The sequence below is a fragment of the Thermostilla marina genome, from assembly GCF_054657455.1.
Genome location: NZ_BAAHYR010000001.1, coordinates 1,294,874 through 1,307,637, shown reverse-complemented (window position 1 = coordinate 1,307,637; position 12,764 = coordinate 1,294,874). Strand labels below are relative to the sequence as shown.

At 60.9% G+C, this 12,764-nt stretch carries 9 protein-coding genes; 2 read left to right on the top strand and 7 right to left on the bottom strand.

The window, feature by feature from the left end; genetic code table 11:
- Positions 1–235: 235 nt before the first annotated feature.
- Positions 236–1,384 carry an HD domain-containing phosphohydrolase gene (locus ACYQ2I_RS04695; RefSeq protein WP_460165839.1) on the top strand — a complete coding sequence of 383 codons (1,149 nt, stop codon included), beginning with the start codon at positions 236–238 and terminating at the stop codon, positions 1,382–1,384.
- Positions 1,385–1,523: 139 nt separating this feature from the next.
- On the opposite strand, the gene ACYQ2I_RS04690 is transcribed toward ACYQ2I_RS04695, so the two are convergent.
- The 5 genes from ACYQ2I_RS04690 to modB all read right to left on the bottom strand — a co-directional run bounded on the left by ACYQ2I_RS04690 (position 1,524) and on the right by modB (position 6,171).
- Positions 1,524–2,660, bottom strand: a complete 1,137-nt coding sequence (locus ACYQ2I_RS04690) for an Lpg1974 family pore-forming outer membrane protein (RefSeq protein WP_460165838.1) — start codon at positions 2,658–2,660, stop codon at positions 1,524–1,526.
- A 281-nt stretch (positions 2,661–2,941) separates the two neighbouring features.
- Positions 2,942–3,754, bottom strand: a complete 813-nt coding sequence (locus ACYQ2I_RS04685; RefSeq protein ID WP_460165837.1) for a sugar phosphate isomerase/epimerase family protein — start codon at positions 3,752–3,754, stop codon at positions 2,942–2,944.
- Positions 3,755–3,942: 188 nt separating this feature from the next.
- Entirely contained in the window at positions 3,943–4,179 is a 237-nt protein-coding gene (locus ACYQ2I_RS04680; protein WP_460165836.1) for a hypothetical protein, read from the bottom strand.
- A 236-nt stretch (positions 4,180–4,415) separates the two neighbouring features.
- Positions 4,416–5,486, bottom strand: a complete 1,071-nt coding sequence (gene modC, locus ACYQ2I_RS04675; RefSeq protein WP_460165835.1) for a molybdenum ABC transporter ATP-binding protein — start codon at positions 5,484–5,486, stop codon at positions 4,416–4,418.
- A 1-nt stretch (position 5,487) separates the two neighbouring features.
- The gene (gene modB, locus ACYQ2I_RS04670; protein WP_460165834.1) at positions 5,488–6,171 is read right to left on the bottom strand and encodes a molybdate ABC transporter permease subunit; all 684 of its coding nucleotides are present in this window, start codon (positions 6,169–6,171) and stop codon (positions 5,488–5,490) included.
- 281 nt (positions 6,172–6,452) lie between these two features.
- Between modB and ACYQ2I_RS04665 the strand changes: the two genes are divergently transcribed.
- Positions 6,453–9,287, top strand: a complete 2,835-nt coding sequence (locus ACYQ2I_RS04665) for a hypothetical protein (RefSeq protein WP_460165833.1) — start codon at positions 6,453–6,455, stop codon at positions 9,285–9,287.
- A 333-nt stretch (positions 9,288–9,620) separates the two neighbouring features.
- Here ACYQ2I_RS04665 and ACYQ2I_RS04660 read toward each other — a convergent pair whose 3' ends face one another.
- Both ACYQ2I_RS04660 and ACYQ2I_RS04655 read right to left on the bottom strand, forming a co-directional pair.
- On the bottom strand, positions 9,621–11,681 hold the full coding sequence (locus tag ACYQ2I_RS04660; protein WP_460165832.1) for a carboxy terminal-processing peptidase: 2,061 nt from the start codon (positions 11,679–11,681) through the stop codon (positions 9,621–9,623).
- 280 nt (positions 11,682–11,961) lie between these two features.
- Positions 11,962–12,759 carry a sirohydrochlorin chelatase gene (locus ACYQ2I_RS04655; RefSeq protein WP_460165831.1) on the bottom strand — a complete coding sequence of 266 codons (798 nt, stop codon included), beginning with the start codon at positions 12,757–12,759 and terminating at the stop codon, positions 11,962–11,964.
- Positions 12,760–12,764: the final 5 nt, after the last annotated feature.

Genomic DNA, 12,764 nt, shown 5'->3' with positions numbered 1-12,764 from the left:
GACAAAGCCAATCACAACAGGCCAACGTACGGTCAGGGGCAGCATTTCGATTCAGTTTGCAACTACCAATGATTCAACGAGCAATGCAACCACGGCGGGTAGAAAGCATGAATCGTCCCCCCGAGAGCGTCATCGGAACATTCCGGAAAACCAGCGTAAGCAATGCCGATAGACCGTCGAACCCGACACGAGCGGGCGGTCGCGGGACGGTCCGCACAAGAGGGCACACGGACCCATGGAAAAACGACGCATCTTGATCGTCGACGATAGTCCCGTCAACGTCGATATCCTGGTCGAATTGCTGGAAGACGAATTCGAGCTGGCGACGGCCGAATCGGGAGAAGACGCCCTGCGTCAGTTGCCGTCGTTTGCACCGGACATCGTGTTGCTGGACATCATGATGCCCGGCATCGACGGTTACGAAACCTGTCGTCGCATCAAGGCAGGCCCCCTGGGACCGTTTACGCAAGTCATCTTGGTCAGCGGCAAAGGCAGCACCGAAGAACGCCTGCAAGGTTACGAAGCCGGGGCCGACGATTACATCGTCAAACCTTTCGACCACGACGAACTGCTCGCCAAGCTGGCCGTTCAGTTGCGATTGCGCGAAGCCGTCGAAAAGCTTTGGAAAGCCAACGCACAGATTCGCACGTTCAACGAACATCTCGAACAGCTCGTGCAGGCCCGCACGGCCGAAATCATCGCCACCCGCGACCTGTTGATCTTCTCGCTGGCCCAATTGGCCGACTCTCGCGATCCGGAGACGGGCGACCACCTCGAACGCATTCGCCATTATTCGCGTATCGTCGCCGATGAATTGATGCGTCGCGGTCCCTACGTCGAGCAAATCGACGAACGGTTCATCGAGAACCTTTATCGTTCGTCGCCGCTGCACGACATCGGCAAGGTGGGTATCCCCGACTCGATCCTGCTCAAACCGGGCCGACTGACCAAGGAAGAATTCGAGGTCATGAAGACACACACGGTCATCGGTCACCGGGCGTTGACCGAAACGATGAGCCGCAATCAAATGGGAACCTTCCTGCAAATGGCGGCCGACATCGCGCGTTCCCACCATGAGAAATGGGACGGCCGGGGCTATCCCGACGGTCTGTCGGGGGAAGACATCCCACTGCCCGCCCGGATTGTTGCCGTGGCCGACGTCTTCGACGCCCTGACCAGCTACCGCATCTATAAACCTGCCTGGGACTTGGACAAGGCCAAGAAGCTCATCGAAACCGAAGCGGGCAAGCACTTCGACCCGGCAATCGCCAAGGCGTTCCTGGATCGTTGGGCCGAGATCGTCGAAATCCACGAAGTCTTGGCAAATAAGCCGGAAGACAAAACGCCCGAAGACGCTCCCACCGAAGAGATTCTGGTCACCTGATCGGCGTCGGGGCTTTTCAGGTTTGAAAACAGAAACGGAGACCGCCGCCGACGCAGCAGTCTCCGTCTTCGATTCCCGTTTGTCCGTTTCAGGCCGGCGGCCGGCTTTGCCGCCGCCTGCGAGAATCATCGGGGCTTGGTCAGAAGCGAATCTCGGCTCGGGCCACCAAGCCGTCGAAGGTAACGGCATCACCCAGACCGACGAAATTGTTCGTTTGCACGCCGTGGATGAACTCGGCATTGTCGACGGCGTTGAACCACGCGCTGACGGCATAACCGGTCGAAAGCAACACGCAATTGTTCTTGCTCGTCCAACCGATGCCCAGTTCCAAATCGAGGATGGACACGATCCGACCGGCCTTCCACGCCGTGTCGACGACGGTCGTATCGTAGGTTTGCCCTTGGTGATAATACGCCCGGGTATCACCGGCGACGAAGCTGGCGGCACTGCGACCGTACACCAACAGCCCCGTGCGAAGCGAGTGTCGTTCACCTTCCAGGCCGACCCGCAGCCCCGCCCCGCTGAAGTTGACCGTCGACGAGACATCTTCCTGACCGCCGTTGTAGAAGCTGGCCAAGAAGTCCTGCTCGAGTTCGGCATAGCGGACGCCGATCAACCAGTTGATCGACGAATCGCAAGTCGACCGCAGCAGGCAGCGGTAATCGAGATCGATCGTCTCGAAATCGACGTCGTTGCTGGCCCAACCCGACAGGTAATCGGTGGCGGCACTCTGCGACGACGGATGCGAGACCAGCGACCGAATCACATACGGGCTGGCGGTGCGGATGGAGTCGTCTTCATGGCTTGAGAAATAGGTGTAGCTGACGCCGATACTCGCGCAGTTGTCGATCGCACGCCCGAAGCCGACCCGAAAACCGGATTGATACTGGATGTCGGCCGTCGCCACCGGACTGACCTGAATCGGCACGGAACCGTCGGTGATCCGACCGTCGATGGCCACGCCCCACGGTACCTCGGCATCCCGAGGACGCAAGTAAAGGTATTCGCCCCACGCCTGCCACACGGCAGGACACGCCGACTCGCAAGCCGGCAGACAAGCGTCGGTCGTCGTGCCGACCGTTTCATCGGGCAGCGAGGTCGCCGGATCGACCGAGGGCGTCAACGGTTGCGGCTCGCCCTCTTGCAAATACCCTACCGGCATTCCGTAATAAGGCGCCTGGGGTGCCTGATAGACCGCCGGTCCCCACTGCCCCCAAGCGGCTGCCGCCATCAATCCCGTAAGCAAAACCCCGCTTAGCGAAATGTACGCCTTCATGGCACCCCTCGATCTATCGAGCGTTTCGGGTAACTGCCGATCTCACCGCTTCTAGGAGATTAGCCGGATTTTCACATGATGTCGGCTGTATCGGCACGGGTAGCCCGAAAGCGTCACAAGAACCGCTACGGCCCGAAAAGTTTACCCAAAACACCCATTCTTCCGGTCCGCGCGAGACGAGATCCCCTCACGAGAGCCAAATCCCGTGAAGCGCGCACCCAGGGCATCGCGAGAAGGCCCCGAAGCGAGCAGAGCCATGCGCGATATCAAGGGCCTGCCGATCAGAGCTGGCGGATGAGGTCCAGCAACCGTCGTCGTGCGTTCACGAGCAATTCGGGCGGCGACGGCCACTGCTCGAAGATGATCGAGCCTTCGTAATTCCTCGCCTTCAACAACAAAAGCATCCGGCGCAAGCCGGTGTCGTCTTCCCCAGCCGGGCCGGTGAACAGCGGCAGATGGCTGTCGCCGTCGCCCCAGTTCTCATGGGCATGGACGTGAATGATGGGGACATGGTCTTCGAGCTGTTCGAGGAACCCGACGTAGTTGTTGCGGGTAGCGGCGCACAAGTTGGCGTGTCCCATGTCGAAACACATGCCCGCCACACCTTGCGGAATGTCGGACAAGCCTTGCAACAATTCAAACAGCCGGTTGAAGGCATTCGGACCGCTGAACACGGTGTTTTCGACGCTCACGAAGATGCCGCATTCCGCCGCCCGTTCGAGCACGGGACGCAGCGCCTCGGCAAACCCCGCTACGCCGCGATCGCCGTGATAATAGATGTTCACCAGCATGGCGCCGATGTCCCGGGCAAATTCGATGCTGCGTAGGATTTCGTCCCGATCGACCGGCTCGCACACGTTGGCTTGGCACCGGGCATGCACGCTGAATCGAATCCGACGCTGTTCGCCGGTTTCGCGCAGCGACAAGCGATCTTCGAACGGTACGTCTTCCTGCGCCCAGCCCCAACCGTATCGTTTGTCGTTGAACCATTCGAAGGCATCGAAACGGTTCTCGACCGCGAAATGGAACGGTTCGCTCGGCGACGAGGCGCTGAACGCAGTCTGATTCCCGATGCTCACTAACAACCGGCCCATGGTGGTTCACCTCACCAAATCGGACGACACGCAGGTACTTCGCAAGTATACCATCTTTCGCCGCTTACCAAGCCCTTGCGACTCGAGATATTTTCCTGCTTCTGCTCCCCCGGCCCATTACCCCCTATCCAGAGGGAGCAAATAAAGGATTCCTTCCGGGCATCCGATCGACTTCGCCCTTTGGGAGACTAGACCCGCAGACCGACCCGCTGAAGGAAGAGAACGTGTTTGCGGGTGCGACGCACCTCGACAGGCGCCACGAAGGCCATCTCCGGAGCCCAGGCTTCGTGCGGAGGCCGAAAATAGCGGCGAATGACCTCTCGCTCGGTGGCCTCGTCGGGACAATCCTTGCAGGAAAGGACCAGCCATTCCAGGTGGTGCGATTCCCCGACCGGATCCAAAATGCGAATTCCCCAGCGTCGCATGCCTTGCCTCCTTCGTCCTCTGGTGTTGCAAGGTTCGGCTTGCCGGACCGCTGCGGTCGGCTTCTCAAGGGGTAATCCCATGCGAACGGCATACCAAAGCCGGAAATCGCCCCTCTAAAGGGCAAGACACCGCTTCTGCGTCCAGCTTTCGCCCTCCGATCGCCGAACCATGTTGCCGAAAGACACCAGCGGCCACATGCCATGAAGGCAAAAGGCGACAATCACGAGGCAAAATGCTACACCCAAGCGAAGGCGTGCGTCTTGATCAAGCAATGGACCTCGCTTCCGGCCGATAGTTCGAGCTCTCGCAGTGCTTCGTGAGTGATCTCGGCCCAGACGAGCTGGCCCACGTCGATTGCCAAAAAAACGGCTTCCGGTGTCGTGACGATGCGGCAGACCGTGCCTTTGAGATGATTCCGCGCGCTGACGCCCGGCAGATCACTGGCGGCCAACACGACCTCGCTGGGACTGAATTGGACGAACGCGGGCTGCGCGACGTCGGCTTCGGGCAACGGCAGGCTGACCGTGTTTTCCCCGATTCGACCTTTGGCAACGTTTCCCACGACCTCCCAACCGTCCAATCGCACCACGTTGATCGGTCCCGACGCGTTCGGCCATCCGGTGGTATCCTGATCGACGAGAACTTCATCGGGCCTTCCCGCGCGGAGGATACGCCCTTTGTCGATCAGCACCATCCAATCGCCCAGTCGCCGGGCCTCGGCCTGCGAGTGCGTCACGTACAAAGTGGGAATCGCAAACCGTTCGATCACGCGCACCAAATACTGCATGATTCGACGTCGCAACGGCCGATCGACCGCCGAAAGCGGTTCGTCGAACAGCAGCAACTGCGGTGCGCACAGCAGGGCCCTTCCGATCGCCACGCGTTGACACTCGCCCCCGGAAAGTTCGCTGGGCCGACGCTCCAACAATGGGCCGATTTCCAAGACCGCGACGACCTCGTCGAATCGGGCGGCATCGCTCCGCTTTCGATCCATCCCGTAGCGCAAGTTGCCGGCGACGGTCAAATGCGGAAACAAACGATGATCTTGAAAAACGACGCCCAACCGTCGTTTCTCCGGCGGAAGCCAGATGTTTGCGCGCGTATCGCCCAAGACGCGATCACCGATGCGTACCCGCCCCTGTTGCGGGCGCAACAGTCCCGCAATGATGCTCAGGATCGTCGACTTACCGCTCCCCGACGGCCCGAACAAGACGGTTACGCGGTGCTCGCGCAGCGCGGTCTCGAACTCGGCATCCAAGCGGAAGCCGGTCGGAAAGACGTGTTGCGCGGCAAACTCCAAACGCACGCTAATCCCCTTTGCGTCTTTCCATCCGACCGCTGACGACCAACGCGACGACGGCAATGACGATCGAAAGCACGACCAAGCGCCATACCTGCGTCATGCCGTCGACGCGATTACTGAAACTGAAGATGGCCAGCGGAATCGTCTGCGTCTTCCCCGGAATGTTGCCCGCCACCATGATCGTGGCGCCGAATTCCCCGAGCCCGCGGGCGAAGGCCAGGCTCCAACCGGCCAACAGCCCCTTGCGAGCCAGGGGGAGCGTCACCGTCCGAAAGGTCTTCCAAGGCCCGGCCCCGCAACTTCGCGCCGCCGCCTCTAAGCGTCGGTCGACCGCGGCGAACGCCAACCGCGCCGCGCGAACCCACAACGGAAATCCGACCGTCGCCGCCGCCACGACGGCCGCAGGCAACGTGAATACCAACCGAATTCCGAACACCTCGGCCAATAGCGATCCCACCGGACCTTTCGGTGCCAACAGCAACAGCAGCAGATAGCCGGTTACCACCGGCGGCAACACCAGCGGCAGATCGACAAACGTCTCGACCAGCCAGCGTCCGCGTGATTTCGTGCGCGCAAGCCACAATCCGACGGCCACGGCAAGCGGTGCCGTCGCCGTTGCAGCACAAAACGCCACGATCACACTCAGTCGCAGCGCCGACCATTCTTCGGGGGACAACCAGCCGAACAAGAAACTCTCCGTCTCACGAATTCGCGCACCGGCGCGGCATGTTGAACATCGGTTCTTCGCCCAACGGCGCACGGCGGATATTTTCCGATTATACTCTGAACGGGTGGACCGACAGGAAGCGGGAATTGCCGCACACCCTGGGCAACACGCCGCGTGCTGCTCGGGAACCGCGGGAACTTCCTCGTCGATCGACACTACTCGAGGAAACGGGGTGCTGCCGTTCATTTCGCCGCCCCGTTCGGGCCGATCCGCCGAAACGTCCGGAGCAGAGGAGACACATCGTGCGCGCCGTGATTGGTCAACCTCGTTTTCACCTCCATCGAAACATCGTACCGTTTGCCGCCGCGGTTTGTTGTTTCGTCTTTTCTCTCGATACGGCACGCGCCGAAGAGGCCGTCCTCGTGCGACGTGTGCCGTTGCGGCCGGAAATGATCGTCAACGAGGCCTCGGTGGGAACCCCGCAAGGAATGGTCGACGAGCAGGAAAACCTCGGCGATCCGCCTTCGTCCTCGCCGGAATCGGCCTGGAACATTCCCTCGCAATATTGGAAGAACTTCCCGTACGCAGCGCAGATCCGACTGGGGGAAACCCACCGGTTGGCGTCGCTGTGGCTGTACGACACCTTCGGCAAGGGAACGGTCCGGATCGAGGCGGGCGAACCGGGAACGTGGCGCGAGGTCGCCACGATCGAGACCGATCGGTTCCACCAGTGGAAAGAGATCCCGATGGACGTCGAGGCCTCGGCTTTGCGGATCGTCCGATTGGATCCGGGTAGTCAGTTCGCCGAGATCGCGCTCTACGAATACACCGACGAAGGCTACCGCCGCCTGCTTGCACAGAAAAAGGCCGAGGCCGAGCGTCGCGCCGCCTTGCAACGGGCCGCCGAAGAAGCGAAACATCGCCCCTTGATCGACCTCGGCGAACCGTTCGGCGCGTTACCGCTGGTCGACGAAGTCGACCTGGCGGCCGATGATCCGGGCCATCGGTTCCAAGAAAGTCCGAACGGTGCGTCGCACGTCGAAACGATTCTCGGCAGACGCTGTCGCGTATTGAAACCGGTTTCCGACGAGTCGTCTTATTTCGCCGTGCGATTGGGCGAAATGAAACTCTTGAAGCCGGGAGCGACATACGTCGTGGTCCTCGAATACCCCGAAGACAAACCGCGTTCTTGGCTGGTCTTGAACGGCGGATGCGAAACCTCGACCGGTTTTCACACCGGCAACACGACCGGCGACGCGTTGCATCCCCGTTATGTGAACAACAACAGCGAATCGCTGAACTTCCCGCTTTCGGGACAGTACAAGCAATGGACGATGGTCTTTCAATTGCACGATCGATTCCCGGCGTTGGGGTTTCCGCGCGGAGAAGGACCGCGTCCGCTGATCCCCGAGGACGGCTTCACGCTGGTAATCGGGCATTTTTCGGCCCCGAACGATCCGACCTCGGCCGGGGCGGCCGTCGCCCGCATTCGGTTGTTTGAAGTGCCTGATCCGCAGAAGCTCGCCTGTCCGTTGCGATTACCGCCGCCCGAGCTGCCTCATCGGCACATCTCGTGGCGTGAAGAAATGGCCGACGGCGTGATCCAGTCGGACGACGAAACACGGCGCGGACTTCGCGATCCGCTGGATTGGTATCGCCATAAGGCATTCCGCATGAAGTTCCTGGGCATCAACACATACACGAAGGACTTGCTGGAGTTCGGAGCCTGCCAGCATTGGGATTCGACACCCTACGGCGGAAACGATTGGGTCTACTTCAACTACCGGCACAAAGACCTGTGGGAGCGCATCGTCGGCTTGATGGGCGGTGAAGGCTTCGAGATCGTGCCGTACTACGAATATTCCGGCAGCAAAGGCAAGCACGGACTCGGCAACCAACGCCGCGCGAAGCCGCTTACCCGCGACGACGCTTTCACGCACGTCTCGTGGGTGGAAAGTGCCAACGCCGACATCACCGATCCCGACACGTACGCCGACTTCCAAAAGATGCTCGATGCGACGATCGTACGGTTCGCCGACAAGGCCCCGTTCGCAGGGATCTGGTTGCGTTCGCGCGCGCAGTTACCGATCGGGTTCGGCGATGCCACCCGCGCCCGCTTCGCTGCCGAGGCGAACGACGGAAAACAAGTGAGTCGAGAAGATCTCCGAAACGATCCGCAACTTCTTGCCCGCTATTACGACTGGTGGTACGGCAAGCGGCGGGAATTTCTGGCCGCCATGCGCGATTACCTGGCCGAAAAAGGCGTGTGCGACGCCCCCATCGTCCTGTTCACGAGCTTGCTCGCCGAATCCGGCGCATCGTTCCCGACTTGGGAAAAACGGATCGTCGTCGACGACGTAACCACATGGACGAAGCTGTCGGCGGATCCCGCGGTCAACCTGGGCAAGGAGATCGTGCCGGTTTCCATCGAGCGCGTCGTCCGCGAAGACCTGTACCTCGACGCCTTGCTCTCCCCGCCGCTCGACTGGGGCGGTTGGGAAGTCGGTCACGCGAATCCTCCGCCCGATCCCCAACGGTACCGCGACACCCCCGGCGTGCTGATGACACACTGTATCGGACGGTATTACATGTCGGCATCACCGAAGACGTTCGAAACCTTCCGCGGACCGTCCGGCTTGGCGGTCGTCCGCCATTATCCGCTGAATGAGGACATGATGTTCGACGCCGAAGGAAAATCCAAACTCGATTATGTCGTCGCCGACATCGAATACGCGGGCCCCTACTGCATGATGCCCGAAGCCATGGCCGTGGCGAACGGCGATCCGACCTACCTGGCTTACCTGACCGGCTCGAACTACAATCGCGGCTTTCCGCAGTACGTGCGGCGTTTCAATGCGGCTTTTCTGGCTTTGCCCGCGTTACCGAGCCGCCCCTTGCACGACACCGGCGCCCCGGCGGGAATCGTCGTCCGCGAAATCGCAACACCGAAGCACGGCACGTACTACGCAGTCGTGAACACGACGTATCGTCCGCAAGAAACGGCGATAACGCTTCCCGCGGCCGGGCAGGTGCTCGATGCGGCATCGGGCCGAGAGATCGCCGCGGCGGCCGACAATGTACCGCTTCGGCTCGATCCATTCGAACTGCGGGCGTTGTACGTTCCGCCTGCCGAGTAAATTGGTGCTTGGTTTCGGCATCCGGCCCCCCGGACCACCTCAGACACGCGACGCGAGAAGCCGACGTCCCACCGTCCAAAACGACGGCACGTGAGTCGGGACGCGGTACCGAGAACCTTTCGTTCCCGGCATTCGGGACGGGGAAGACGGTCAATTCACCCGCCGTTTGCTGCGTTACCGTCCGCCGGGAATCATCGGGATCGTCGTTTCCCGCACTTCCACCTGTTAATAGGGCGAACACCCTATAACGGTCTCGCAAGAAAAAGCCGGAAGCCGCTTGCGATGGGCAAGGCGGCTTCCGGGTAGAGAGCTTGTCATCAAATCGACGGGGTGCTACCGCGCCTGGGCCAGCAAGCGGTAGTTCAACATGTCGACGGCGATGGCGAGCACCTCGTCGAGGTAGTAATCGCGTTCGATTCCGTCGTTGCCTTGACCGGCCACCTCTTCAAGCTGCTCCTCTTCCTTCTCGTCGGCGTTCAGTTCCTTCATTTGGGCGAGGAATTTCTCCTCGTTGAGGGTGATAGTCTTCTTTGCCCGTTGGACAAGATACGTCTTGATCTCGCGCATCACCCGCTGGAAGTCGCTCGACGCCTGAACGCGTTCAGCCGATCGTTTTTTCAAGTATTCGATCATCGCCTGGTCGACATCGCCCAGCGGTCGATACGGTGCCGGATCGACGCGGTCGAACGAAAGCGCGTAGTCGAGGTCGGCCTCGGAGATGTTTTCCAAGTGCGACGACAGCGACGGCAACTGGATATCGGCCAGCACGCCGCGATTCTGCGTGCTGTCGCCGTCCGGCCGATAGAACTGCTGGATCGTGACCTTCAGCGCTCCCATCTTCGGTGCGTTCGGAATCCGGAACAGCTCTTGTCCCAAATCCATCAGGCTTTGCACGGTCCCCTTGCCGTGGGTCGTTTCGTCGCCGACGATCAAACCTCGCCGGTAGTCTTGGATCGCCCCCGCGAAGATTTCACTCGCACTGGCGCTGAACTTGCTGATGACGGTGATCATCGGGCCGTCCCAAACGACCTCGGGATCCTGATCCTCGTAGACCATGACGTGCCCGTCGGAATCCTTGACTTGGACGACCGGCCCGCGATCGATGAACAGCCCCGTCACGCTGATCGCCTCTTGCAGCGAGCCGCCCCCGTTGCGGCGAAGATCAACCACCACGACGTCGACGCCGTCGGCCTTGAAGTCTTCCAAGATCCGTTTGACGTCGCGCGTCGTGCTGCGATAATCGGGCACGCCCATGCGGGCACCGGCCATGTCGAGATAGAAGCTGGGCAAATCGATCACGCCGATCTTGTACGGCGTGCCGTCGTTTTTCGTACCTACCTCGAAGACCTCCCCGTCGGCATCGCTGTCGCTCAGCTCGATCTTCTCGCGGGTGATGTCGATGATCTTCTTCGGCCCGCCGTCGGCCGGAATGACCTCCAAGCGAACGATCGTCCCTCGCTTTCCGCGAATCTTGGCAACGACATCCGACAGTTTCATGTTGACGACGTCTTCGATTTCGCCGTCGGACCCTTGGCCGACCCCGACGATCTTGTCGCCTTCTTTCAGGCGTCCGTCCTTATCGGCGGCACCGCCGGGAATGATGTTCCGCACGACCGTGTAGCCGTCTTCCGATTGCAGCGACGCCCCGATACCTTCCAGTTCCAGCCGCATGGTGATCTCGAAGTTCTCGAGCGTCTCGGGCGACATGTAACTGGTGTGCGGATCGTACGCCTCGCAGATGGCCGTCAAATACATCTCCAACAGCTCGTCGGCATCGGTCTGGTGCATCCGCGTACGATAGCTGGTATAGCGCCGCTCGAGCTTTTCGATGGCATCTTTCCCTTCCAGGGCCTCTTTGTCGGCCTTCAATCGCAAGATGTCGAACTTGATCCGCTTTCGCCAACGATCACGAATCTCGGCATCGCTTTTCGCGTATTCCGTCAGATCGGGATCGCGGATCATCTCCTCGTCGATCGTGAAATCATGCTTTTGATGGAGCAACTCGAGCGCCAGGTCGACGCGTTCGTCGATTCGCTTGAGGTAGGTGCTGAAGATGTCGTAAGCGAGCGAAATATCCCCCTGCTTCGCCAGTTCACCAAGCTCGTCCCTCTTCTGGGCAAACCGATCGACGTCGGCCTGCGTGAAATACAGCTTCATCGGGTCGAGCGACTTCAAGAACAGGCCGAAGGCTCGCCGCGACATCTCTTTGTCGAGCTCGTGCCGGCTGAGGTGCCGTCGCGGCAACAGAAACGCCACGGTCCGGGCGATCTGGCGATCCCGGGCGCTCGGCCCGACCGGATCGGCACACGCGGGAATCGTGACACTGGAAATCACGAACAGCCCTAGCAACAACAAGATCCGAAGCCGTCCGGATGGGGCCATCGAACGATTCATTCCCTTCCCCTTCACTTGGAAACAGTACAAGAACCGAAATCATGCAAGGCAGGAAAGCGGCGTGATCGACGCAAGTCGCACCGCGTGCGGAACCCGACCGGTGCCCCAAACCCCGACAAGTCCGCCAAAAACGGCAAGCGGGGTAGCTACGTGGAACAAGTCAACTTGGAGCAAGTGGATGCCCGAAGACGGGTCAGGCAGGTTCCATGTACATCCTACTCCGCCGGGGGTATCCGAACAAGATCGACCGCGGCGGCATCATACCCCTCGCAAGGAGCCCTCAAAACAGGCAGCAGTTTCCCCCGAGCATGGCCTCGGCCGTGAGTTCGTCCGGCCCCAACACCGGTGCTACGCGACACGCTACCATCCGGCCGCCGCACCGCCGAACGGCCTCGGCCGCGATCGTGCTCAGCCGCCGCGCGAGCGCTCCTTCGAACAAGAGATGCGGCTGAATCACGATCCGGCTCGCTTGCGACAAGACGCCGTCGATCACATCTTCCAGTCGGGGCGACGCCATTGCCAGGTAGCAGGGTATCAAACGACGCGGCTGCGAAATCGCGCAATGCCGCTCGGCGAATTCCGTGAATCGCCGCTGGGCATCGAGATTCCGGTTTCCGCGGCCGACGAAAACCAGTGCCGTCTCCTCGGCTCGCCACGAACCGGAATCCCCTCGAGCACTTCCGAAAGTCGGCACACGATCGCCGCCGGCCAACGCCTCACGAAAACGGCGGACGGAAAGCTCGATCAACGCAGGCTGCGTCTCCAACGCTCGACCGATGCGAACCGACACGTGCTCGGCCTGCACTTCGCGCAGCGCCGACCGCACGGCCGCCGGAATGTCTTCGAGCACGTGGCCTGCCGCGAAAAGCATCACGGGCAGCACGCGGATTTCCTCGACGCCGCAAGCGACCAACTCGGCAATCGCCGTCTTCAAGTCGGGCTGTGCCAACTCGAGGAAACCCGCGCGCACCGGCACGTCTACCCGCGCGGTGATGCGATCTACCAGGGTGAAGAACTGCTCGCGCCCCGTTTCGTCGCGGGTGCCGTGCCCGGCGATCAAGATGCCGCTGACTGCCACGCCGT

Bases quoted from the DNA above. Each gene is read 5' to 3' on its own strand.
- ACYQ2I_RS04695 (WP_460165839.1), top strand. From the start codon at position 236: ATGGAAAAACGACGCATCTTGATCGTCGACGATAGTCCCGTCAACGTC.
- ACYQ2I_RS04690 (WP_460165838.1), bottom strand. From the start codon at position 2,660: ATGAAGGCGTACATTTCGCTAAGCGGGGTTTTGCTTACGGGATTGATG.
- ACYQ2I_RS04685 (WP_460165837.1), bottom strand. From the start codon at position 3,754: ATGGGCCGGTTGTTAGTGAGCATCGGGAATCAGACTGCGTTCAGCGCC.
- ACYQ2I_RS04680 (WP_460165836.1), bottom strand. From the start codon at position 4,179: ATGCGACGCTGGGGAATTCGCATTTTGGATCCGGTCGGGGAATCGCAC.
- ACYQ2I_RS04660 (WP_460165832.1), bottom strand. From the start codon at position 11,681: ATGAATCGTTCGATGGCCCCATCCGGACGGCTTCGGATCTTGTTGTTG.